At 43.4% G+C, this 22,298-nt stretch carries 24 protein-coding genes, 3 tRNA genes and 1 pseudogene; 10 read left to right on the top strand and 18 right to left on the bottom strand.

The genetic code is table 11. The features are described from left to right. Positions 1–4 precede the first annotated feature (4 nt). Entirely contained in the window at positions 5–790 is a 786-nt protein-coding gene (locus AO382_RS06705; protein ID WP_064619399.1) for a hydroxymethylpyrimidine/phosphomethylpyrimidine kinase, read from the bottom strand. Between the two features lie 236 nt (positions 791–1,026). Here AO382_RS06705 and AO382_RS06695 point away from each other — a divergent pair. From AO382_RS06695 to AO382_RS06685, 3 genes are all read left to right on the top strand, one after another. Then, positions 1,027–1,118 (top strand) — tRNA-Ser (locus AO382_RS06695). A gap of 137 nt (positions 1,119–1,255) precedes the next feature. Further along, a tRNA-Arg gene (locus AO382_RS06690) sits at positions 1,256–1,332 on the top strand. Between the two features lie 182 nt (positions 1,333–1,514). Beyond that, a complete protein-coding gene (locus AO382_RS06685) occupies positions 1,515–2,087 on the top strand; it encodes an RDD family protein (RefSeq protein WP_049236774.1) in 573 nt (190 codons plus the stop codon). 39 nt (positions 2,088–2,126) lie between these two features. Here the strand turns inward: AO382_RS06685 and hemN are convergent, their stop codons facing one another. The 4 genes and pseudogenes from hemN to AO382_RS06665 form a co-directional block, all read right to left on the bottom strand. Beyond that, on the bottom strand, positions 2,127–3,536 hold the full coding sequence (gene hemN / locus AO382_RS06680; protein WP_064619275.1) for an oxygen-independent coproporphyrinogen III oxidase: 1,410 nt from the start codon (positions 3,534–3,536) through the stop codon (positions 2,127–2,129). A 186-nt stretch (positions 3,537–3,722) separates the two neighbouring features. After that, positions 3,723–4,728, bottom strand: a pseudogene (locus AO382_RS06675) (calcium/sodium antiporter). A gap of 37 nt (positions 4,729–4,765) precedes the next feature. Further along, on the bottom strand, positions 4,766–5,347 hold the full coding sequence (gene pth / locus AO382_RS06670) for an aminoacyl-tRNA hydrolase (RefSeq protein WP_064619273.1): 582 nt from the start codon (positions 5,345–5,347) through the stop codon (positions 4,766–4,768). A 99-nt stretch (positions 5,348–5,446) separates the two neighbouring features. Beyond that, positions 5,447–6,112, bottom strand: coding sequence for a 50S ribosomal protein L25/general stress protein Ctc (locus tag AO382_RS06665; protein ID WP_064619270.1), 666 nt, complete (start codon positions 6,110–6,112; stop codon positions 5,447–5,449). A 437-nt stretch (positions 6,113–6,549) separates the two neighbouring features. Here AO382_RS06665 and AO382_RS11460 point away from each other — a divergent pair, with 437 nt between their 5' ends. From AO382_RS11460 to rpsU, 3 genes are all read left to right on the top strand, one after another. Next, positions 6,550–6,669: a hypothetical protein gene (locus AO382_RS11460; RefSeq protein WP_155733943.1), complete on the top strand. Its 120-nt coding sequence runs from the start codon at positions 6,550–6,552 to the stop codon at positions 6,667–6,669. Further along, positions 6,638–8,080, top strand: coding sequence for a sodium/proline symporter PutP (gene putP / locus AO382_RS06660; RefSeq protein ID WP_400260292.1), 1,443 nt, complete (start codon positions 6,638–6,640; stop codon positions 8,078–8,080). The genes AO382_RS11460 and putP overlap by 32 nt, the downstream gene beginning before the upstream one ends. 408 nt (positions 8,081–8,488) lie before the next feature. Continuing rightward, the gene (gene rpsU, locus AO382_RS06655; RefSeq protein WP_003657016.1) at positions 8,489–8,704 is read left to right on the top strand and encodes a 30S ribosomal protein S21; all 216 of its coding nucleotides are present in this window, start codon (positions 8,489–8,491) and stop codon (positions 8,702–8,704) included. A gap of 154 nt (positions 8,705–8,858) precedes the next feature. Here the strand turns inward: rpsU and minE are convergent, their stop codons facing one another. From minE to AO382_RS06630, 5 genes are all read right to left on the bottom strand, one after another. Next, positions 8,859–9,134 carry a cell division topological specificity factor MinE gene (minE, locus tag AO382_RS06650; RefSeq protein WP_064619264.1) on the bottom strand — a complete coding sequence of 92 codons (276 nt, stop codon included), beginning with the start codon at positions 9,132–9,134 and terminating at the stop codon, positions 8,859–8,861. A gap of 2 nt (positions 9,135–9,136) precedes the next feature. Continuing rightward, positions 9,137–9,952, bottom strand: a complete 816-nt coding sequence (gene minD / locus AO382_RS06645; RefSeq protein ID WP_064619261.1) for a septum site-determining protein MinD — start codon at positions 9,950–9,952, stop codon at positions 9,137–9,139. 154 nt (positions 9,953–10,106) lie between these two features. Beyond that, positions 10,107–10,901 carry a septum site-determining protein MinC gene (gene minC / locus AO382_RS06640; RefSeq protein ID WP_064619257.1) on the bottom strand — a complete coding sequence of 265 codons (795 nt, stop codon included), beginning with the start codon at positions 10,899–10,901 and terminating at the stop codon, positions 10,107–10,109. Between the two features lie 76 nt (positions 10,902–10,977). Continuing rightward, positions 10,978–12,084 carry a hypothetical protein gene (locus AO382_RS06635; RefSeq protein WP_201030221.1) on the bottom strand — a complete coding sequence of 369 codons (1,107 nt, stop codon included), beginning with the start codon at positions 12,082–12,084 and terminating at the stop codon, positions 10,978–10,980. A 175-nt stretch (positions 12,085–12,259) separates the two neighbouring features. After that, positions 12,260–13,216, bottom strand: coding sequence for an acyltransferase (locus AO382_RS06630; protein WP_064619254.1), 957 nt, complete (start codon positions 13,214–13,216; stop codon positions 12,260–12,262). A gap of 401 nt (positions 13,217–13,617) precedes the next feature. Between AO382_RS06630 and AO382_RS06625 the strand changes: the two genes are divergently transcribed. Further along, entirely contained in the window at positions 13,618–14,292 is a 675-nt protein-coding gene (locus tag AO382_RS06625; RefSeq protein WP_064619252.1) for an OmpA family protein, read from the top strand. Between the two features lie 598 nt (positions 14,293–14,890). After that, complete coding sequence (locus AO382_RS06620) at positions 14,891–15,415, top strand: c-type cytochrome (protein WP_064619249.1); 525 nt, start codon at positions 14,891–14,893, stop codon at positions 15,413–15,415. Positions 15,416–15,683: 268 nt separating this feature from the next. On the opposite strand, the gene AO382_RS06615 is transcribed toward AO382_RS06620, so the two are convergent. The 8 genes from AO382_RS06615 to gatC all read right to left on the bottom strand — a co-directional run bounded on the left by AO382_RS06615 (position 15,684) and on the right by gatC (position 21,172). After that, positions 15,684–15,760, bottom strand: a tRNA-Pro gene (locus AO382_RS06615). A 209-nt stretch (positions 15,761–15,969) separates the two neighbouring features. Continuing rightward, positions 15,970–17,442, bottom strand: coding sequence for an Asp-tRNA(Asn)/Glu-tRNA(Gln) amidotransferase subunit GatB (gene gatB / locus AO382_RS06610; RefSeq protein WP_064619246.1), 1,473 nt, complete (start codon positions 17,440–17,442; stop codon positions 15,970–15,972). 96 nt (positions 17,443–17,538) lie between these two features. Next, a complete protein-coding gene (locus AO382_RS06605; protein ID WP_064619243.1) occupies positions 17,539–17,853 on the bottom strand; it encodes a type II toxin-antitoxin system VapC family toxin in 315 nt (104 codons plus the stop codon). Next, positions 17,850–18,086, bottom strand: a complete 237-nt coding sequence (locus AO382_RS06600; RefSeq protein ID WP_064619240.1) for a hypothetical protein — start codon at positions 18,084–18,086, stop codon at positions 17,850–17,852. The genes AO382_RS06605 and AO382_RS06600 overlap by 4 nt, the downstream gene beginning before the upstream one ends. After that, entirely contained in the window at positions 18,061–18,591 is a 531-nt protein-coding gene (locus AO382_RS06595) for a GNAT family N-acetyltransferase (RefSeq protein WP_258865256.1), read from the bottom strand. The genes AO382_RS06600 and AO382_RS06595 overlap by 26 nt, the downstream gene beginning before the upstream one ends. Positions 18,592–18,766: 175 nt before the next feature. Beyond that, positions 18,767–20,242 carry an Asp-tRNA(Asn)/Glu-tRNA(Gln) amidotransferase subunit GatA gene (gene gatA, locus AO382_RS06590; protein ID WP_064619237.1) on the bottom strand — a complete coding sequence of 492 codons (1,476 nt, stop codon included), beginning with the start codon at positions 20,240–20,242 and terminating at the stop codon, positions 18,767–18,769. 37 nt (positions 20,243–20,279) lie between these two features. After that, the gene (locus AO382_RS06585; RefSeq protein ID WP_064619233.1) at positions 20,280–20,882 is read right to left on the bottom strand and encodes a hypothetical protein; all 603 of its coding nucleotides are present in this window, start codon (positions 20,880–20,882) and stop codon (positions 20,280–20,282) included. A 2-nt stretch (positions 20,883–20,884) separates the two neighbouring features. Then, a complete protein-coding gene (gatC, locus tag AO382_RS06580) occupies positions 20,885–21,172 on the bottom strand; it encodes an Asp-tRNA(Asn)/Glu-tRNA(Gln) amidotransferase subunit GatC (RefSeq protein WP_064610384.1) in 288 nt (95 codons plus the stop codon). On the opposite strand from gatC, the gene AO382_RS10680 reads away from it, so the two are divergent. Next, on the top strand, positions 21,171–21,311 hold the full coding sequence (locus AO382_RS10680) for a hypothetical protein (protein ID WP_154806260.1): 141 nt from the start codon (positions 21,171–21,173) through the stop codon (positions 21,309–21,311). The two genes, gatC and AO382_RS10680, sit on opposite strands and share 2 nt — an antisense overlap. 187 nt (positions 21,312–21,498) lie before the next feature. Further along, positions 21,499–22,110, top strand: a complete 612-nt coding sequence (locus AO382_RS06575; RefSeq protein WP_064619229.1) for a Maf family protein — start codon at positions 21,499–21,501, stop codon at positions 22,108–22,110. Positions 22,111–22,298 lie beyond the last annotated feature (188 nt).

The raw sequence follows: 22,298 nt of genomic DNA, 5'->3' as shown, positions 1-22,298 counted from the left end.
TCACTTAAATAAAGCGATTTGGAATCATCTGTGCCTCTGGGTCTGAGTGCGGTCTGTTAGCATGAATCAGTGCCTGATGAATCCACGCGTCGCTGGCTATGATGGCGCTGATAAGATCGTCACCCATTGCCAAGCGTCCAGCGATATGGCTTGCCAGCGAGCAGCCAGAGCCATGAAACTCACCTACCAATCTTGGCACAACACTGGTATGGGCGATCTGCTCATCAATATATAAAAACTGCTCAATATCGCCTGATTGAAAGTCATGAGAAGTTTTGACAAGCACAGCCTTTGCTCCGCGGCGATTGAGCGATTTGGCGGCGTCGTGTAGATCTTGGCATCCACTTAGGGCACGAATCTCGTGCGTATTTGGCGTGGTCAAAGCGGCGTATGGTAAAAGTTTATCAAACGCTTTTACCAAAGTCTTGGGATCTCCCAAAGCGCCTCCGGTATTTGCCACCAAAACTGGATCCAGCACATAAGGGGTCCCAGTCGCGATTGCGCCACTTTCAAACAAATGTGCCAATGCGTGAATATTATCCACCGTGCCCATCATGCCAGACTTGATGGCGCGTACCGGCAAATCCTCCAAGACTGCCTTGGCCTGAGCGGCAAGCAGCGCGCTATCCACAGCCTCAAACCCAAAAACCTTTTGGGAGCTTTGAACAGTTAAAGCAGTGCAAGCCACAGCGGCATGTGCGCCTGAGGCGCCGATTGACTCAATGTCAGCTTGAATGCCCGCACCGCCCGAAGGATCTAACCCTGAAAAACATAATACCGTCGGTCTCATTGAATGGATTTGCATGGCTTATCTCCCAGTATCACAATCACTCATTGAGTATGGTAGCAAATTTTTGATAAATCGGGCGAATTTTCTAAGGTTTTGGCAAAAATCGCAAAATTTTTTCATATTTTTATCAAAATCGCTTGCAATCGTTGGTAATTTTGATATAATTATCGCCCACAACGACAGGCGAAATCATCACAGATGACCAAGTAAATTAGCAATTTACCTAGCCTAAGTTCGGTGAAGTGGGTGAGTGGCTGAAACCAGTTCCCTGCTAAGGAACCATACCTAATTACGGGTATCGAGGGTTCGAATCCCTCCTTCACCGCCATTTATTTTTCTTAGTAGACTGTAAGTTCAATAAGTTCAATGCTTAGAAAATAAATTAAAAAAGTGCTTGACATATAAAATAATCACTGTATAATAGCCGCCACAACGAACGATGTTACACAATATCTAAGTTGATCCGCACCCGTAGCTCAGTTGGATAGAGCACTTGGCTACGAACTAAGGGGTCGGGAGTTCGAATCTCTCCGGGTGCGCCATATTATGAAAATCACCGAATTTATGATTCGGTGATTTTTTATTTGTGGGCTATTCGAGTATCTTGGTATGGCATGCAATTTATGCATCCAAATTCAAATCATGATACAATAGCCCAACTTTTCTTTTTGACACACCAGCCATGCCAAACACTTCTCATTCAGCGTCTGCTTCTTCATCACAGATGCCCACCGTCGCCAAGCCTGCGGTGCGCTTGGCTGCGATCGTTTATGATGGCATGTTGATTCTGGCGATGCTGTTTTTGGTGGGTGCGGCACTCGCTGTGTTGGGTACGGTGCTGTTTTTGGATGTGGGCACCACTTCCCAAGAAGCCAAAACGTTGCCGATTTGGTATCAAAACGCGGTGATGACGCCTGCTTTTGTGCTGACCTTGGTGGGGTTTTATGGGATTTTTTGGCGCAAATCAGGTCAAACCCTGGGTATGCAGACATGGCGCCTAAAAACAGTCAATGATCAAGGCGGGCTGCTAACATGGCGCCAAAGCTTTGTGCGCATCATCAGCGCCTGTCTTTTGCCAGCGCTATGTGCGGTGATCGGAGCGCTATTACATGGCTCAAAACTTGCCATTTTGGTGGCGGCAGTGCTTGGATTTTTATTTAATTTTTTATTTTGTCTGTTTAATCGCCGTGGACTTGCGGTGCATGATATGCTGTCAAACACCATCACCTTAAAGGTGCCAAAAATTGCCCATGAGTCGCTTTGGCAAACGCTTAAGCGCCGTAAAAATAAGGCGTGATACAGTTATACCACGCCTTACTTGAGCTGATTATTTTGGTTAAATCACTTTAGAAAAACGGTTGGCGTGTTTTTTGCCCAAATATTCATCAAATACCATCGCAATACTGCGCCCCAAAATTCGACCCTTGGGCAAGATGGTTATACCATCATCGTCAATCTGAACCAAGCCATCTTTTGCCATATCCTGTAAGCTCATGATCTCATTAGCAAAATATTCTTTTGGGTCAATGCCAAATTTTTGGTGCAAATCTTGAAAACTCATATAATCATGGCACAATAAATTCATGATCACATGGCGGCGTAGTGCGTCTTTGGCATCGCTTTGGATGTGCTTGACGGCAGGCAGTGCGCTCGACTTGATCGCATCTTGATAGTGGGCGAGCGCGGTGGGATTTTGTAAAATATGCTCGCCAATCTGACTGATGGCGCTCACCCCAAACCCTAACAAATCACACTCGCCCAAAATGGCATAACCTTGAAAATTACGGTGCAGCTCACCTCGGCGCTGCGCCATCGCCATCGCATCGTCTGGCTTGGCAAAGTGATCGATGCCGATGTATTGATAGCCTGCCTGACCAAGTGCCGTAATGATATTGCCAAACATAGCTAACTTATCAGCAGGGCTTGGCAAGTCTGCTTCACGGATCCGCTTTTGGGCTAAAAACCGATCGGGCAAATGCGCATAATTGAACACTGACAAGCGATCAGGCGACAATTTGATAATCTCTTGGATGGTCAAATCCATACTCTTAGGTGTCTGATGGGGCAGTCCATAAATCAAATCAATGTTGGTGGACACAAAGCCTAGCGCCTGTGCTTCTTGCATGACGCTTTGGATCAGCTCAAGTGGCTGCACACGATTGACGGCGATTTGCACTTTTTGATCCAAATCCTGCACCCCAAAGCTGAGCCGATTAAATCCCAAATCTCTTAGCAGTTTTAGGGTCGTTGGTCGCAGCTCGCGCGGATCGATCTCAATAGAAAAATCACCGTCATCAGCAAATATAAATTCTTCCTGTAAAAACTGCCAAAGCGCTGATAGCTCATCGTCGCTCAAAAAGGTCGGCGTACCCCCACCAAGATGCAGCTGCTTGACCACAGACTGACCACGCAGTAAAGATTTTTTGTGGCGAATCTCAGCAAATAAATAGGTCAAATAATCGCCAGCGTCACTGTTTTTTTTGGTGATGATTTTATTGCAGCCGCAGTAGTAGCACAGATGATGACAAAAAGGAATGTGAATGTATAACGACAGCGGCACACTAGGATCGCGCTTTGCCAAAATACTGGCTTCAACGCCTGACTCAATCAGCGCAAATTCTAAAGCGGTGGGATAGGAGGTATAGCGCGGACCTTGGCGGTTGTATTTTTGGATCAAAGCTTCGTCATAGCGGATGCCGTCAAAATGCTTGGCGGTACGATGCGCATAAGGGTTTGGCGTGGTCATAATTATCCATTGGATGTTTATAAGAGTAACTTGTATTATAACAAAATTCCCAAAGTTTTTCGGAGATTTTGGTAGAGAGCGTCATGGATTGGCAGACTGATTTGTATGAGATAGATGGTGAGCCATTTTGCTTGATCAATAAGGTAGCTGATCAAAACAGATGTGCCGCCATCTTTGCCAATCATATTAAGCCATAACACTCATCGCAAGCCAAGCACTATAGCCAATAAAGCAGCTGATAAACATGAGCCCAATGCCGCGCCCAATTTGACCGTCTCGCTTGAGTGCCAACGCACAAAGCGCAAATAGCAGTAAAGTCACGCCGCTCACTACCACCGCATCACGGCTGAGCATTGCAGGCTCAACTTGCATTGGCATGATAATCGCCGCCACACCAACGACCCCTAGGGTATTAAATAGGTTTGAGCCAAGCACATTACCCAAAGCCATCTCAAACTCTCCGCGTCTGGCTGCGATCACTGATGACACAAGCTCAGGTAAACTGGTGCCAATGGCGACAATGGTCAAGCCGATCAAATCAGATAAGCCCCATAGCTTGGCAAGCTCAACTGCACCCCAGGCGATGAGGCGTGAGCTGAGCACCAAGACAATCAAGCCAATGATCGGCTTGGCAAGGGATTTGGGGGTGCTGACGGTATTTGGGTCGGGCAGCTCATCTTCGGCAAGTTCATAGGCGTGTTCATCACTGGCAAGAATGGTGCTCTCTGAAGCAGCAGCGGCATGGCGCTTAGCATAGATGATTTGCATAGCGATATTGGCTGCCAATGCCAATAATAAAATCAGTGCATCAATTCGGCTCAAATGCCCATCTATCATCAATCCTAAAGTGATGATGGTGGCGCTAATCAGCCACACAAAGTCTGTTTTGAGCACTTGTTTTTGGATGACGATGGGGGGCTATCAAAGCGGTCACGCCCAGCACCAATAAAATATTGGCGATATTTGACCCAAAGGCATTACCCAAAGCAAGACCTGGGCTGCCAGCAAAGGCAGACAATGCCGAAACCACAATCTTGGGTGCTGAAGTACCCACTCCGATGATGAGCGCACCGATGAGCATTTTTGGCATATGATATTTGGTTGCGATAGCGACCGCGTCATCAATAAAAACGTCAGCGCTATAAATTAAGATAACCAGTCCTACAATGACCGCTAAGATAGATAACAGCATAATACAATCTTTTGATAAAAACTAAAGTCAGTACAGATCAGCTGGGAAGCTTAAAGCCGTTGATCTGATTGCGCGCACGCTCCAGATCACCAGACATAATCTCACCAAGTGACGACACAGCGCAATCGATGGCAGCATCAATGCTGATGCGCTCATCGGTAGGGGGCTTGCCAAGCACATAGCCGCTCACCTGAGATGAATGAGTAGGGCGACCGATACCGATTCGCAAGCGATGAAACTGAGCGCCAATGTGAGGCACGATGTCTTTTAAGCCATTGTGCCCGCCATGACCGCCGCCAGTTTTAAGTTTAATACTGCCTGCAGGGATATCCAGCTCATCATGAGCGATCAAAATGCTGCCTGTATCAATGCCATAAAACTTGGCAAAAGGTACCACGGACTGCCCCGAGCGATTCATAAAAGTTTCAGGTAGTAGCAGTCTAGCCTCTTGTCCGTGGATTAGTCCTCGTCCTACTTGACCATGAAATTTCTTATCAAAAGCCAAGCTGATGCTAAATTTATCGGCAAGCTGTTCAACAAACCAAAACCCTGCGTTATGCCGAGTGTGTTGATATTGTGCGCCCGGATTGCCAAGTCCGACAATGAGTTTGATGGTCATAGTCAATCGACTCCCGCTTTTTTGGTCAATTTGGATGTTCTCATAAATAAAAAACCAGTAAGCAAGTTACTGGTTTTTTGAACGCTCAAAGCAATCAGATTACTCTTCGGTTGCTTCTTCAGCTGGAGCCGCTGCTTCTTCAGCTGGAGCCGCTGCTTCTTCAGCAGTTTCTTCAGTACTTTCAGCCACAGCAGGCGCTTGCATGGTAGCGATGGTGCGGTTTAGGTCAGCTTCATCATGCGTCACCAAAGTCACCTCATTTGGCAGTGTTACATCGCTAAGATGAATAGAATCGCCGATGGCAAGGTTTGCTACATCAACTTCAATGGCTTCTGGTAGGTTGCGTGGTAAGCAATTCACTTCGATATCATTCACCAAGATTGTAAGAATACCACCTTCTTTTTTACCGACAGAGCTGTCTTCATTGATGATATTTACAGGGACATTGAAGTTCATGGTTTGACCGCGAACGATGCGTTGGAAGTCAACATGTAGCGGGAAGCCTTTTGATGGATGACGCTGAAGCGCTTTGATGATCACTTCGTGCTCAGCACCGTCTAAGTTGATGGCGATAACGCTAGAGAAGAAGGCTTCATTAGACAAGGCTTTAACGATTTCGTTAGTTTTTACACAAATCGCGACAGCCTCATCATTACCACCATAGATGATGGCTGGAACTAGATTTTCTTTACGCAGGCGGCGGCTCGCACCTTTACCCTGCTGCGATTCAGCACGCGCAACACCATTTAAAGTAAATTGGCTCATGAAAGATCCTTTTGGATAAGTAAATGTTAGACGAGCTTGCGACCAGCTCGCCAAGTGATGCCCAACTGGGCGTTTTATCATTTTGATCATACTTTGATAATCAAAATAAAAATAAGCCTAATATTATACCTAAGTTTTTTAAATTAACAAATCTTTTTTACAGGATTTTAATGGTTTAATCATAACATTTCTCCAAAGTCATCAAACGATAGAGGAATGATGATAATTTTATGAGAAAGTTTGAATTTGATTGCCGATTATAAACAAAACAAATGGGGCAGTTTGGTCATTTAATTAAAATTAAGTGAATAAATATTGATGGTATTCTGACAAATGATAATCATTTGTTATTTTTATGTTATAATGTGGACGTACATACACATTGTGTATGCATTTATTGATATTTGAACACATACATTTTACCAAAGACTGATACCATGCTTTGTGCTGGTTATCAAAAGGAGATTGACCATGCAATCTGTAGAAACAGGTGTATGGATTTCGTTGGCTGTCTATTTTATTTTGATGATTGCAATCGGAATTTATGCTTATTTTAAACAAAGAAATGACATTGAAGGATATATGCTTGGCGGACGCAATCTAAGTCCTGCTGTAACCGCATTATCTGCAGGTGCGTCTGATATGTCAGGCTGGCTTTTGCTGGGCTTGCCGGGATATATGTACGCTTCAGGCGTGGTGAGTATTTGGATTGCACTGGGTCTGACCATTGGTGCTTGTGCTAATTATCTGATTGTTGCACCGCGTTTGCGTGTTTATACCGAGCTTGCAGATAATGCTGTTACTTTACCAGATTATTTTTCAAATCGTTTTCATGATAAATCGCATCTTTTGCGTATCATGTCGGCGGTGGTCATCATCTTATTTTTTACGGTTTATACAGCAGCAAGCTTGGTGGCTGGTGGCAAACTGTTTGAAAGCTCATTGAATTTATCATATAGCATGGGTTTGTGGGTAACAGCAGGCGTTGTTGTGGCTTATACCTTGTTTGGTGGCTTTTTGGCAGTGTCATTAACTGACTTTGTCCAAGGCGTTATTATGCTGATTGCCATGCTCATTGTACCTGTGGTAGCATTTGGCGAGATTGGTGGTGTGTCTGAGGCGATGGCGATTGCCACACAGACAAATACCGAGGTCTTTAATTGGATGAATGGCGTGACTGTCATGGGTGTTATCTCTTTGATGGCATGGGGCTTTGGCTATTTTGGTCAGCCACACATTATTGTACGCTTTATGGCAATTCGCTCAGTTAAAGATGTTCCGACTGCCATGGTGATTGGCATGGGCTGGATGATTTTAAGCCTAATTGGTGCTTTGATGGTTGGCTTGGCAGGGATTGCTTATGTGGCACGCACAGGCATAGAGCTTAAGGACCCTGAAACCATCTTTTTGGTATTTTCACAAGTGCTGTTTCATCCGCTGATTTCAGGATTTTTGTTGGCGGCAATTTTAGCAGCAATTATGAGTACCATCTCAAGCCAATTGCTGGTGGTTTCAAGTTCACTGACACGAGATATTTATAAGTTATTTTTGGACAAACAAGCCTCAGAGGCACGCCAAGTGCTGATTGGCCGTATTTCGGTTGTTTTAGTTGCGGTCATTGCGATTATGTTGGCAGGCGATAGCAACAGTTCGGTATTGAATTTGGTATCACATGCTTGGGCAGGATTTGGGGCGGCATTTGGCCCATTGGTAATTTTAAGCCTGATGTGGAAGCGTATGAACCGAAATGGTGCTTTGGCTGGCATGATTGTGGGTGCATTGACGGTGATTATTTGGGTGTATGGTGGTTTTGAAATTGGCGGTCAGCCAGCTAATGATGCCATTTATTCAATTTTACCTGGTTTTGCTTTTAGTTTGGTGACAACCATTGCCGTGAGTCTGATGACAGCACCGCCGCCTGTTTATATTGTTCAAAAATTTGAGGACATGAAAAAGGGGCTAAAATAGTCTTTGTCATCATTAAACACTGCTTGATTATTTGATCATCAAGCAGTGTTTAACTTTTTAAACTGTGTATTTTAAACTGTGCGTTAGCTCAATCGGTTTAAATGGTGAAACTGGGTTGAAATTGATCAATGTTGCCTATATTGTAACAGTGTGGATGATGATAAAAATCAGTATTCATGGATAAAAAATTAGACCATATTAAACATGACTGCAATTCATCCTTGTTTTCTTATAAATATTCATGTATAATTTTCGCTGTTTTGTCCGCCTTGATAAAACAGACCATGTCACCAAAGGTGCATGGGTTTATTTTTCCGATCTGAGCTGATGCCCGTCCCAAGACAGCGGAGCTATATAGCGAATAATACAGCCAGATTGATGCCACCCGTCTTGAATATGGAGTAACCTATGCCTTCAGTAAAGGTAAAAGAGAACGAACCAGTTGATATCGCGATCCGTCGTTTTAAGCGTGCTTGTGAAAAAGCAGGTGTTCTAGCAGACGTTCGTAAAAAAGAATTCTTTGAGAAACCAACTCAAGAGCGTAAGCGTAAAAAAGCGGCTGCCGTTAAACGCTATAAGAAAAAAGTTTATCGTGAGCAAGTGCGTCATCAGCGTAAGTACTAATTATTGTACCGCTTGACCCACAAGCCATAAAGATTAAAACCCTAGAAAATTCTAGGGTTTTTATTTGGGCGTTAACCAGATCAAAGCAATTCATCTTAAGTCATATGAAAATAAAAACGCAAAGCACTGGTCTTTGCGTTTTTATTTATTCAGATTACTTGCGATCAGGTAAACTGATATTCATCTCAAGCACGTCTAAGTTATCTTCGTGACGGTGATTGATATTTAGATCATCGATATTGACGCCATTAACGTACTTATTGACGACAGCTAAGATCTCGCGCTTCATCTGCTCGATGCGATCAGCAGTCAAGCGGTTGTTTAGGCGATCGTGACTAGCGACAATGACTTTTAGACGGTCTTTGGCAATATCGGCACTGTTTGGGCCATTTTGATTGCCGAACAACGAACTCCAAAATCCTTTTTTCATGACTAGCCTCCAAATAAGCGTTCAAAGAAGCCTTTTTTCTTCACTTCTAGGTGACGCAGTGGTATGTCTTCACCCAAAAAACGAGAAACGATGTCTTCATAGCATTGACCCGCAGCTGAATCTGTAAAGTGAATGACTGGCTGCCCTTGGTTTGAAGCTTCTAAGACGGCATTACTTTCTGGAATGATACCAATCAAAGGCACGCGTAAAATTTCATCGGCGATGGTATGATAATCCATCATCTCACCTTCGGCGGCGCGCTGTGGATTGTAGCGAGTGATCACCAAATGCTCGCGTACGCTGCCACCTTCTTCTACTTTTTTGGTACGGCTTTGTAGGATACCAATGATACGATCAGAGTCGCGTACCGATGAAACTTCAGGATTGGTAACGATGAGTGCTTCATCAGCATGATACATGGCAAGTTGTGCACCTCGTTCAATGCCTGCAGGGCTGTCACAAATGATAAAATCAAAGTTCATATCATCTGACAGCTCTTTCATGACTTTAGCCACGCCTTCATCGGTCAGAGCGTCTTTGTCGCGCGTTTGCGATGCAGGCAAAATGTACAGATTTTCAAATTGTTTGTCTTTGACTAAGGCTTGTGCAAGCTTGGCATTACCACTGATCACATCGACAAAGTCATAGACGATGCGATTTTCACAACCCATAATTAGATCTAAATTACGCAAGCCGACATCAAAGTCAATGATGACTGTTTTAAAGCCACGCTTAGCAAGTCCTGCACCAAATGATGCACTGGTGGTGGTTTTGCCGACACCGCCCTTACCTGAAGTTACTACAACGATTTTTGCCACAATGGCACTCCTTAAAATAAGATAAAGCAAACAGCGATGATACAATCAGCGCACAAATTTACCCAAATTTAACATATTATTAGCATAGCATATTTAGGAATTTTCATCAATTCATGAGTAATTATTTGGATAAAATTATCCAAAAAATCCGTATTTATAATTGATTGAGTAGGGTGAATACCAATCCTTTTTCTTCATCATATGTGACCTGTACCGCCTGATCGATCATCTCGCTTGGGATGGCGTCTCTTAGGCAATACGTGCCTGCGACCGACACCAAAGATGGGTTAAATTTTTGGCAAAAAATACGCGCATCTTTATCACCCGTTGCACCTGCAACAAGTCGCCCCAAACCACGCCCATAAATGTGTAAACTGTTATCCGTAATGGCTTCTGCACCATCATTGACGCCACCAATGACCGTCAAATCACCCCCTAAGTGTTGTAGGCTTTGACCTGAACGCAGCATGTGCGTATGAATGCCACTGACCAGTGAGCGCTGATTGTCTTGAGCGGTTGATAGAGTAGATCCTTGCTGAATGCTTACAGCGGCAGCTGAGATCGGCTTGTCTGTGCCATGGTCGGGCGCCGATACTGCACTGCTTTGATTGGGATCAATTTTGGGGCTTGATTTGTCTTCGGTATTTGGCAGTCGCTCAATGCGTTTGCCATCAGCAGGAAAGATCGCCAAACGCAAATCGCGCGCTTGATCATCCAAAGGACCGCTCACCACACCGATGGGCTGCACATCCATCAGCCAAAGCATGTCAATCAATGCGTCAAGCTCAAGATCTACCGTGCTATCAATCACAATCGGTAAGCCACTGGCAATGGGATTGTCACTGAGTACTTGCATCAAATCCTTTCGAATCTCAGTCAAATCATCGGTATGGACTTTTAAGCGGCTAAATGTCAGCATCTTGCCAAATAAAGTGACAGCTTGAGTCATAAAATTGCGCCTTGATTGATGGGTGAATTACTTGCCATTGTAGCACTTTTTGAATGACGAAAAAAGTGCACGAGCTTTAAATGGGCAGCTGCTGCTTATGCTTCCATTGCTGGGTCTTGACCTGATCTTCAAAGGAGTTTAGCACCTCATCGACAATCTCTGCGATCAAGGTTTGGACTTCAGGGCGAGAAGTATCGACTTGAGCGACGCCATGCGCCACCGATGACATCAGATGATCCAAAGTGCGGTCATCAAACAAATGCTGATTGATGGCAGTGGTGACATTCTCACCGATCTGTCTGCCGATGGTGTGGATTTGCGACTCTATCATACCGCCAGCGATGGGGATGAGTTTGAGATATTTGCGAAGCTCAGGTGTGTCGTTGAGCGCTTTTTCTACCGCCTGCCCGATATCAATGGCAAGTTTTTCACCGTGATTTGCCAAAAGAGCGGATTGTAATTTGGGCGTCAGCTCATTGCGCAATAAGGTAAGTAAGGCAAGCTCAATTTGTGCACGATTGCGCTCAATGGTTTGGTGGACGACTTTAGCACCGCCAGAGCCATCGCGAGCGATTTGGGCGCGAAAATTATCAATGGCCGTCAAAATCACTCGATCAGACAGCTCCTCAAGTAAAAGATGATAATAAAATTTGGCAGAATCTACCCAGCGTTTGGGAATGACCTGAATACCCAATCGGTGTAATCTTTTGGTAATGACTGCAGCTCGCAAAAGTCGTAACGCACGCAACGCAGGAAATACGCCTAAAACCTCATACCAATGCACAAATGGAAAGAAAAACCAGCGGTAATAAGTTTTTTGATAAACTGCCAAACTCCAGCGTGTCAATAAATCTATTACCCAAAATAATGTAAAAAATCCGCCAAGTGCAGAGATATGCAAGTGATGATCGGTTTGGTAGGTTGTTAAAGCCTGTGATATCGTCAACCAATTGGCAATACTGAGTGCAAAACCACTCATTAAAATATTGTCAATGATCATTAAACTCAAATCGATGAATAATAATATCAACATGACAATATCATAGCCAAGCTTAAGGCGGCTGGGTGGGCGGTCGCTGTGTTTTTGAGTGCCATAAAACGGAATGACATCTTTTGGCAAGTCCGCTTGTTGTGGCGTGCCAAATTCTTCAAAATCTTTGGAGTTATTTGGGGGTACTTTCATGGTTTTGCCTAATCAATTGCATGGGTCATAAAGAGGTGATGCATGTATTTTATCCAAACCAAAACCAAAAACCAACCAAAACAAGCACAACAGGCTTTTCAATGAAGTATTAAAAAGCCCAACCTTGTTAAAATATTGTTTAACATATTGTGGTGGACTTTTGTTTATGGCTCAATTAAGACTGATGAAATTCCGCCAGTCTTTGACTTATTTTTTTATCTTTGGCTTGCCAAATTTCATCAAGCCAATCATAAAGTGCGTGTTTGATGGTTTGATTGGTATCGTATTCACCATGTTTAAGTGCTGTTAATAGCTCATCATTTGGGTGGATAAATTCAATATCTACCGATAGCCGTGTCAGTTTACCTGACCAAAGGTCGCTGTATTTCGGTGCACCATCTGGATAAACCAAAGTCATATCCAAAATACCATCAATCTCATCACCAAGGCTGGATAAAGCCAGTGCAAAACCACCCGCCTTAGGTCTTAGCAGATGCTCATACGGAGAAGATTGCTTGGTGTGTTTCTCAGCCGTAAAGCGTGTACCTTCTAAATAATTTAGTAAGACAAAAGGCTTATTTTTCAAAGATTGGCAGGCTCGTAATGCTTCATCCAAATCACGGCGAGCCAATTGAGGATTTTTGGCAATTTGTGCTTTGGTATGGCGTTTCATCATGGGAAAATCTAAAAAATAAAAGGCTTGACCAACAACTGGGATATAAATCAGTTCATGCTTGGTAAAGAATCGGGTGATGGGCAGTCGACCTTCGCTGATATACTGAATGATGCTGGTATCCACCCAAGATTGGTGATTACAAATTAGCAGATATTTGCCATTGGGATTTAAATTGTTGGGTAAAAAGATACGCCAATCTTTATGGGGTAAGACCTTATCAATCAGCAAATTATTGGTATGAATCCAGCGATTGGCAGCCGTGATGATGGTTTGATCGGCTAATTTTGAGTGAGTGAGTGTCTTAGCCAAGCCCGCCCCAATGACAGGTATACCCAATGCCAAACTATTGGCGGTGATGGCACTTGCGTTGGTGAGTAGTGAAAGTTTCTGGGCAAGTTTAGGTTGCTTGGTGTGCAGTTTTTTAAATAAAGGTAGCGTTTTGCGAGAGTTTATCATGAGTTACCTACATACAGTGATGCATATCATTTGACAGTATCTATAAAAGTTAATAAGAGTTGATTAAATTTGAAAAAAGCTTCATGATTAAGAACAGTTTACCAAAAACTGCTGAAAAATGCACAAAATTAACAAAGGTAATCTATCATTGACTATGTATTTTTGATTAAAAAATAATAAAAAGTGCACATCTGTGCTACAGTTATTATACAAATAAGTAAGAAATTTTGCTCATAATGCTTCATAATATAAGTAAGTAATCAACGACTACTGACATTTTGCATTTAGACGCAAAAATATTTTGTAAGCTTAAAATGTATTTGTAAGCTTAAAATTTAGAATGATTTGAATGATTTCACATTTGGTTTACATTTGGTTAGCCAAAAGCAAAAGGAGTTTTTATGAAAATTAAAGCATTGGGTATTGCACTCTTGGTATCAAGTATGGCTTTGGCAGGTTGTGCAAATACAGGCACAACTGGCAATGGCACAGGATTTGGTGGCGCTAATGTCAATAAGGCGGTGATCGGAGCTGTGGCAGGTGCACTTGGCGGTACGGCTATTTCAAAAGCAACTGGTGGCGAAAAAACAGGTCGTGATGCCATTTTGGGGGCGGCAGTTGGTGCAGCAGCAGGGGCGTATATGGAGCGTCAAGCCAAGCAGATTGAGCAACAAATGCAAGGAACGGGCGTGACTGTAACCCACGATACCGACACAGGTAATATTAATCTAACTATGCCAGGTAATATTACCTTTGCTCATGATGATGATACTTTAAACAGTGCATTTTTGGGTCGTTTAAATCAGCTGGCTAATACGATGAATCAGTATCATGAAACAACGATTGTAATCGCAGGGCATACAGACTCAACGGGACAAGCATCGTATAATCAAGAGCTATCTGAGCGTCGAGCGGATTCAGTGCGTCATTATTTGATTAATCAAGGCGTTGATCCATATCGTATTCAGACAGTGGGGTATGGCATGCGACAACCGATTGCATCGAATGCAACCGAAGCAGGTCGTGCTCAAAATCGCCGTGTTGAGCTGATTATTTTAGCACCGCAGGGTATGTAAAAATGCTTTGCTCGCCTGCCTAAAATAACATAGCGTTAATGAGATACAGATAATCATCATATGACTATATAAGATATGAATGTATAAAATCTGAGTATCGTGGTTGCAAGTTATTTGCGATAAAACCGTCAAATGTGGATTTGACGGTTTTTATTTTTAAGGTTTAAAATATTATCAAAGGTCGGTATGGCTTAATTTGATAATTAAATTTTAATGATTATCCACCAATAATCAAATTTTTTTGATAAAAAATAGTTAAAATAAAAAATTAATCAACCTTATATCAAAACCGTATTGTTTACCGTATTTTTATTTTGATTGACTTTCTAATGGCTATGGATTTCTTATTTTCATTAGGTTGTGGGCTATTATCTTTTGAATGGGATGGTTTTTTGGCTTTATGATTTGGTATGACAATTCCACATGATTTGTTTAAAATATTATTTGTTGTTAATATTAAATATGTTAAAATATTGATGTGATGGTAATAAACTATCACGGATGCATCCAGCACTCATAGTCAGCCTAAAGCAGAGTTGAATTTGGTGATCAAACCAAGTTCGCTGCAAAGTGCAAACCAAACTGTATCGGAGCAAATATGAAACACCAAAAACTAAAAGTACAGCCACTTATTTTTTCTTTGTGTTTGGGTCTTTGGTTGACAGGATGCGGCAGCGATAATTCAACATCCGCGCCTGCACCTGTTAATGAAACCCAGCCAAGTACACCAGCCAGTGAGCCTGCCCCAGTTCAGCCTGAACCCAGTGTTGAAACTCAAGTAACACCTGAGACGGCAGAAACCCAAGACGCCCCTGAAGCGGTGGAGGTGACTGAGCCAGTTGATGTTACTGCAAGTCATGCACCAGTGGAAGCTGCATCTATTGAGGTGGGTAAAGCCCGCTATGAAAAGACTTGTAAAGTATGTCATGATGCAGGCTTGCTTGAAGCACCAAAAATCACTGACAAAGCTGAATGGCAAAAACGCCTAAATGAAAAAGGTTTGGAGACATTACAGGCACACTCTGCCAAAGGATTTAACAAAATGCCAGCCCAAGCGATTGGTGATGTGACAGAATCTGAGGTTTATGCGGCGGTTAATTATATACTTGAGCAAGCCAAATAAACCCCATTGAGTCAATCTAAAATAAGCACATGGTTAATGGTTAATCATGTGCTTTTATGATAATACTGATGGCTGAAGCTTTTTTATTTGCGTATCGGTGAGCATTTTTATCCCTTGTTGGTATCATAAAATCGGATAGTAACCATGATACTAATGATTTGATTGGTTTTAAAGGGGAGTAAATGACGCTATTTGGGATAAGAAAAATACTAAAAGCATTGAAAATAAAAGGGTGTAACGCTGACTGCGACACCCTGAAATTAATATTTGGTCGGAATGATAGGATTTGAACCTACGACCCCTTGCACCCCATGCAAGTGCGCTACCAAGCTGCGCTACATTCCGTAATCTTTTATATTTTAACTGATTTTTGCCAATTTGCAAGATAATTTATAAGTTTTTTGATCTTAAGGTAAAATCATCAAAAAATTGTGCCATATGGTGATTGTATGATGTGCTTATCAAAACAAGTGCCACACCAAAGGATTGTTATTAGCCTTTGGCGTGGCATAAAACGAAACTTAAGTATGATGAAATTAAGCTTAGATTTTAAACTACAGCCCAATCATCTGTTTTAACAACGCATTGACCTGAGCGGGGTTTGCCTTGCCACGGCTTGCTTTCATCACTTGTCCGACCAGTCCATTAAAGGCTTTTTCTTTTCCGCCTTTGTATTCATCCACCATGGTTTGGTTATTGGCAAGCACATCGGCGATGATGGCTTGAATTGCCCCTGTGTCGGTCTCTTGTTTTAGCCCTTTTTCATTGATGATCTCATCAGCACTTTTGTCAGACTCCCACAGATGACCAAACACCTCTTTGGCGATTTTACCGCTGATGGTATCATCCAAAATTCGCACAATCAGCCCTGCCAAACGCTTGGCACTGATGGGTGATTGGTCAATGGTCAGCTCATTTTTATTCAGTGAGCCTGACAGCTCGCCCATGACCCAGTTGGCTGCGATTTTGGCGTTATTTTTGCCAATGATATCAAGTACTTGCAAGAAATAATCCGACAGTTCACGACTGCCATTTAGTACATTGGCATCATAGGCGGTCAAGCCAAATTCACTCACAAATCGCTCTTTGCGTACGCTTGGCAGTTCTGGCATATTGGCACGCACCTTGGCAAGTGTCTCATCTGATATGATGACAGGCAACAGGTCAGGGTCTGGAAAGTAGCGGTAATCGTTGGCTTCTTCTTTGGTACGCATGGCACGAGTTTCATCACGCTCAGGATCATATAGGCGTGTGGCTTGCACGACTTTGCCACCGTCTTCGATGACATCAATTTGCCGTTCAATCTCGGATTTAATGGCACGCTCAATAAAGCGGAACGAGTTTAGGTTTTTAAGTTCACAGCGAGTGCCAAAAGGCGTGTTTGGCTTATGTACCGACACGTTGATGTCCGCACGGAACGAGCCTTCTGCCATGATAGCGTCCGAGATACCAAGCCATGTAACCAGCTCGTGAATGGTCTTGACATAAGCAACCGCTTCGCCCACCGAACGCATGTCAGGTTCAGAGACAATCTCAATGAGTGGGGTGCCTGCACGGTTCAAATCCACACCCGTCATCTGTGGCACAGCGTCATGCACCGATTTGCCAGCGTCTTCTTCTAGGTGGGCTCTTGTGATGCCGATACGTTTGGTGTATTCGTCTTTTTGCCCTGCGTTTACAAGGATGTCAATGTAGCCACGTCCGACAATGGGGTTTGCCATTTGCGTGATTTGATAGCCTTTGGGTAGGTCGGGATAAAAGTAATTTTTGCGGTCAAAAGTGTTATAAGTGCCAAGTTTGGCATTGACACCCATGCCAAATTTTAAGGCACGCTCAATCACGCCTGTATTTAACACAGGCAACGCCCCAGGAAAGCCCAAATCCACAATGGTGGCTTGGGTGTTTGGTTCTTGCCCAAAGGCGGTGGGGGCGTTTGAAAAGATTTTGCTGTCAGTGTTTAATTGGCAGTGGATTTCAATACCAATCACAACTTCATAGCCGTCAATTAGGGGGGCTTGTTGGGTCATAGGGTTTCCTTGGATTTAAATCATTAAAATGGTTATGTCATCATATTGCTTGATTTTATCATCAGCCGTCATTAGGATGAACCGTTCGGTTTTGGCTTAGGTGATGAGCATTCTATCAAAAGGGTCTTTATGGATAAATGGCAAACACCCAACTTCACTGCTGTGTGTGCCGTTTATGGTTAATTCTTGATAGTTTTCTTGCAAAAGCGTTTGATATAATAAATCAGGGTCAATCAATTCATCATTTTTTACTTTACCGCTACTAAGTTTAATGGCAACTTCCCAAATACTGGCAGAACTAAACCATAATTCATTATTTGGATTGGTAATAATGTCTTTGGCTTGCTTGCTCAGTTTGGGGCTATTTTGCAATGCCCATAATAAAATGTGCGTGTCTAATAAATATCTCATACATCAAAATCCGTGATTTCAATGTCATCAAAATTATCAGGCACTTTAATATGGGATAATGCACCCAAACGGTAAGGGCGATTGTTTGGTGAAATTGGCGTATCCATTGTTTTATTTAATAAAAAATAAGGCTCGGAAATTTTTTGAAAAAACTCCGCCAAATTATCCTTACCGACTTGGTTAATTAACTCTTGATAATAAACATCATCAAATTGTAAAGTAATAGTTTGCATGATTACTCCTTAATTCTCGCCATCGTATAAGCATTGACAAATTCGCCATGTCTAAATGCAAATTTTTGATGCTCGCCTTCAATGACAAACCCAAATTTTTGATAAGGGGCAATGGCTTTTTGTTGTCGGTATAAACGGTCAATTCCACTCGCTTCAAATTCAGCCAATTATCCGTCAAATCCAAAATCGTCTGTATCAGCTGACTACCCACGCCTTGCCCTTGATGACTTTCGCTTACAGCAATCACAAAATTGCCGATATGCCGTCTTCTGGGGTTGGTTTCGGTGCGTAAAGAGACATTGCCAACAACATGTTCTGTGTCATTATCACAAACGACCGCCACAAATGAATGAGTGTGTTCTGGGATATTGCCAAGCCACTTTTTCCAATTATCTACCGATTGACTGGGTAAGTGCAAAGTTTGACTATATACGCTTTGATTGGTATAGAGCTTTTGTACGCCTTCTGCGTGTTTTTGTTCGGTACGGCAAATAATCACAGTCATGGGTTGTCCTTAATATTTTGGTGGTGTGATACTATCAATCCGTACTTTAATGAAATTGTCGGATAAATCGTGGATTGGTGGCAGGGTGCGTATGACGCACCAACATACCCTTTATTAAAAGGTGCGTGGAACGGCACCCTACGACTTACCCAGTGATTGATACGGCAATCTCATCTTAGCCCAAATTTGGCGTATCCTGATGAAACTTAGTATTTGCCTGATAAATATGAGCGGTTGTCAATAGCTCACTTTCCGCCCAGTGTTTGCCGATGAGCTGTAAGCCCACTGGCAAGCCGTTTGCCATGCCGACTGGGTGCGACAGTGCCGGCAAGCCTGCTAAGTTGACGCCAATGGTGTAGACATCGCCAAGGTAAATGCTGGCAGGGTCAAGGCTTTCACCCAGTTTATAGGCAACCGTTGGAGCGGTGGGACTTGCGATGATGTCGCATTTTTCAAAGGCTTTTTTGAAATCTTCCACAATCAGACGGCGTACCTTTTGAGCTTTGGTATAATAAGCGTCAAAATACCCTGCCGATAGGGCGTACGTTCCCATGATGATACGGCGTTGCACTTCTGCCCCAAAGCCTTCGGAGCGTGAACGGGTGTATAGGTCGTGCAAGTCTTTGGGATTTTCACAGCGATAGCCAAAACGTACGCCATCATAGCGAGATAGGTTTGAACTGGCTTCGGCGGGGGCGAGCAGATAATAAGTGGCAAGCGTTACGGCAGGGTCGGTAATATCTACTTCTACGATTTCCGCTCCCAGCTCTTCATATTTGGCTAGCGCGGTGCGAATGGATTTTTCTACCTCACTGTCAAGCCCTGCCCCAAAATAAGCTTTTGCCACACCGATTTTTTTGCCTGCCAAAGGTTTGCCGTCTGTGGCTGTTGCCAAAATGTCCGCCACATAATCCTCACTGGGGCGATTGATGGATGTGGCGTCTTTGTTGTCGTAGCCGCTCATCGGGTCAAGCAGGTAGGCACAGTCTAGGGCAGATTTACCAAAGGTGCCGGCTTGGTCTAGACTTGAAGCATAAGCAATCATGCCATAGCGAGACACACGCCCATAAGTGGGCTTAATGCCTGTGATGCCACAAAAACTGGCAGGCTGACGGATTGAGCCGCCGGTGTCTGAGCCTGTCGCCACTGGCACGAAGCCTGCCGCCACTGCCGCCGCCGAACCGCCTGACGAACCGCCTGGCACACGCCCTAAGTCCCAAGGGTTATGCACTGCCCCAAAGTGTGAGCTTTCGTTGTCCGAGCCCATGGCAAACTCGTCCATATTAAGCTTGCCAAGGCTGACAAATCCGCTGTTTGCGATGTTTTGTACCACGGTGGCATCATAAGGTGAGACAAAGTTATACAGCATTTTTGAGCCAGCGGTGGTCAATACGCCTTTGGTGCATAGGTTGTCTTTGTGAGCCATTGGCACGCCCAAAAGCGGTCGGTTGTCGCCGTCTGCTCTTTGCTTGTCGGCAAGTTTGGCTTGGGCTAGGGCATTCTCAAAATCTTTGGTGATAAAGCTGTTGATTTGTCCGTCCAAGCTGTCAATACGATTGATAAAATGCTCGGTCAGCTCTGTGCTTGAAAAAGACTGATTTTTTAGCCCTTGAACCAGTTCATGAACCGATAACTGATGAAATTGTGTCATAAAAACCCTTTAATTAACTCATATTTAACAATAAAAACTAAATCGTCCATTCGTCGGTGATGATTGCCACCAAATAAGGGCGACCTTGATAGGTTTCAAAAACCAGTCGCATACACCGCCAATCCATGCCAGCGCAGGTCTCGCTGCCAGCAGAATAAAATTCCACAAATTCATGCTCAGGATAGACGTCTGCCAAGTTATTTAGACTGTTGCCAGTGCCATAAAATTCGTTTACGCCAACCTTTTCAAAACGTGTATCACGCACCACCCAGTTTGCCAGATAAGTTGGTAAACTTACGATATATAAGTCGCCTGTGCCGTCCTTTTCGCCCCAGGTGAATTGGATTTTGGATTGGTTTAAATATTTATCAAACTCAGCTTGACTAAATACCTTATCTTTGTCAGGATTGACATACGCATATAGACTAAATCGCACGCCCTTAGTAGGGTGGATGTGGGGCGTGATTTTGTCGTATTGCTGATATTGTAGTGCGTATTTGACAGCAAAAGCAGAATCAATAAAGGCAGGCAGATGACCTGTTTGAGTCGAAGATTTGGCAGGCGCCCCAAAGGCGGCGTTGCCGATCATCAAGCCAAAGCTAAGCAATATACTGATGGCGACAGATCTAAGTAGAACCATGATCATTCAATCACTTGGGGCACTAAATACAGCCCATCTTGGGCTTTGGGGGCGATTGCTTGATAAGCTTCTCGGTCAATGTCAGGATTTGGTACATCAGCACGCAAATCGGTGCAGGCTTCGTGAATATTCGCCAAAGGCTTGATGTCGTCGGTATTCACGCTGTCTAAGACGTCCATCATAGCTAGGATTTTATCCAAATTGCCTGCATAGCTTTGTGCGGTTTGTTCATCAAGCGCAAGCCGTGATAAATTTGCACAGCCCAAAATATCTTCGGTGGTGATTGACATGAATACTCCTAAAAATCACACAAATTTTCCCAAAATGATCAGCCAAAATCAAGCAACTAAGCCACGCATTGATGGCTTGGTGGCAGCTTACTTACCGTCGCAGATGCCGCCAAAAGCTGATCATACTGATTGGGTCTGATGTGTCTTATAAAATTAACTGCATGAAGCCTAATAAAATAGCCTAATTGTACCATAGCTTGACACAGGCACAAAACAAACTTTCAAGTCTTAAGGGTTTTTACTTGTAAATATTTATCAGTGAGTCATTTGACCAAGCAAGCCAAAAAGCGGATAATGCGTTTGTTATCTACTATCTTAAACCGATTATGAATGATGTAAAAACTTTGCCCATTGTGTTGGCATCCACATCACCAAGACGCCAAGAGCTGCTTTTGGCGGCGGGCGTTGAATTTATTATGCGCTCAGTTGAGATTGATGAGTCTTGGCAAACTAAAGAGACGCCAACAGACTATATCAATCGTATGGTGCTGACCAAGGCGCAGCAAGCAAGCCTGCATGGCGATTTGCCGAATAAGTGCCTTTTGATCACTGCAGACACCATTGGCGTGATTGATGATTTGGTACTGACTAAGCCTAAAGATCGGGCAGATGCTTATCGTATGTGGCAAATGCTTTCAGAGACATCGCATGAGATTTGGACGGCAGTGTGTGTCAGCGTGATCGAGGCAGGTCAACTGATTGATCAGTCAGTGATTTGTGAGTGCACCAAAGTAACTTTTGTTAAAATCACCCAAGCGATGATGGCAACTTATTGGGCAAGCGGCGAAGCACAGGATAAGGCAGGTGCTTACGCCATTCAGGGCGGTGCGATGGCTTGGGTGCTATCGATTGATGGCAGTTATACCAATGTTGTTGGGCTGCCATTGGCGCAGACGCTTGCTTTGATTGATAAAATGGCTTTACAAACAGTCAATTAGCCCCATTTTGTTCATTGATTGCATTGACCGATAAATTTATATATGACGATGTTTAAATTGCATAGACTGATATCAGATTTATGAAATCAATAAACCCATCTAAGGGGCATTAAACTTGCACATTAAGAAAATATCACTTACCATAAGTATAAGATAAAGATTACCAAATTATAAATAAAGAGTAAATA

This window comes from Moraxella catarrhalis, assembly GCF_001656295.1.
In the GTDB taxonomy this organism is placed as follows: domain Bacteria; phylum Pseudomonadota; class Gammaproteobacteria; order Pseudomonadales; family Moraxellaceae; genus Moraxella; species Moraxella veridica.
Note: the sequence above shows the minus strand (reverse complement) of the source record. Positions and strands in the feature narration are given on the sequence as shown.

Bases quoted from the DNA above. Each gene is read 5' to 3' on its own strand.
- rpsU (WP_003657016.1), top strand. From the start codon at position 8,489: ATGCCTTCAGTAAAGGTAAAAGAGAACGAACCAGTTGATATCGCGATC.
- putP (WP_400260292.1), top strand. From the start codon at position 6,638: ATGATTGCAATCGGAATTTATGCTTATTTTAAACAAAGAAATGACATT.
- AO382_RS06705 (WP_064619399.1), bottom strand. From the start codon at position 790: ATGAGACCGACGGTATTATGTTTTTCAGGGTTAGATCCTTCGGGCGGT.
- pth (WP_064619273.1), bottom strand. From the start codon at position 5,347: ATGACCATCAAACTCATTGTCGGACTTGGCAATCCGGGCGCACAATAT.
- minC (WP_064619257.1), bottom strand. From the start codon at position 10,901: ATGACTCAAGCTGTCACTTTATTTGGCAAGATGCTGACATTTAGCCGC.
- gatB (WP_064619246.1), bottom strand. From the start codon at position 17,442: ATGACCCAACAAGCCCCCCTAATTGACGGCTATGAAGTTGTGATTGGT.
- gatA (WP_064619237.1), bottom strand. From the start codon at position 20,242: ATGACACAATTTCATCAGTTATCGGTTCATGAACTGGTTCAAGGGCTA.
- gatC (WP_064610384.1), bottom strand. From the start codon at position 21,172: ATGTCAATCACCACCGAAGATATTTTGGGCTGTGCAAATTTATCACGG.
- AO382_RS06575 (WP_064619229.1), top strand. From the start codon at position 21,499: ATGAATGATGTAAAAACTTTGCCCATTGTGTTGGCATCCACATCACCA.
- AO382_RS06605 (WP_064619243.1), bottom strand. From the start codon at position 17,853: ATGAGATATTTATTAGACACGCACATTTTATTATGGGCATTGCAAAAT.
- AO382_RS06685 (WP_049236774.1), top strand. From the start codon at position 1,515: ATGCCCACCGTCGCCAAGCCTGCGGTGCGCTTGGCTGCGATCGTTTAT.
- AO382_RS06635 (WP_201030221.1), bottom strand. From the start codon at position 12,084: ATGAAAGTACCCCCAAATAACTCCAAAGATTTTGAAGAATTTGGCACG.
- hemN (WP_064619275.1), bottom strand. From the start codon at position 3,536: ATGACCACGCCAAACCCTTATGCGCATCGTACCGCCAAGCATTTTGAC.
- minE (WP_064619264.1), bottom strand. From the start codon at position 9,134: ATGAAAAAAGGATTTTGGAGTTCGTTGTTCGGCAATCAAAATGGCCCA.
- AO382_RS06625 (WP_064619252.1), top strand. From the start codon at position 13,618: ATGAAAATTAAAGCATTGGGTATTGCACTCTTGGTATCAAGTATGGCT.
- AO382_RS06620 (WP_064619249.1), top strand. From the start codon at position 14,891: ATGAAACACCAAAAACTAAAAGTACAGCCACTTATTTTTTCTTTGTGT.
- AO382_RS06630 (WP_064619254.1), bottom strand. From the start codon at position 13,216: ATGATAAACTCTCGCAAAACGCTACCTTTATTTAAAAAACTGCACACC.
- AO382_RS06665 (WP_064619270.1), bottom strand. From the start codon at position 6,112: ATGAGCCAATTTACTTTAAATGGTGTTGCGCGTGCTGAATCGCAGCAG.
- AO382_RS06585 (WP_064619233.1), bottom strand. From the start codon at position 20,882: ATGGTTCTACTTAGATCTGTCGCCATCAGTATATTGCTTAGCTTTGGC.
- AO382_RS06595 (WP_258865256.1), bottom strand. From the start codon at position 18,591: ATGACTGTGATTATTTGCCGTACCGAACAAAAACACGCAGAAGGCGTA.
- AO382_RS10680 (WP_154806260.1), top strand. From the start codon at position 21,171: ATGAATACTCCTAAAAATCACACAAATTTTCCCAAAATGATCAGCCAA.
- AO382_RS06600 (WP_064619240.1), bottom strand. From the start codon at position 18,086: ATGCAAACTATTACTTTACAATTTGATGATGTTTATTATCAAGAGTTA.
- AO382_RS11460 (WP_155733943.1), top strand. From the start codon at position 6,550: ATGCTTTGTGCTGGTTATCAAAAGGAGATTGACCATGCAATCTGTAGA.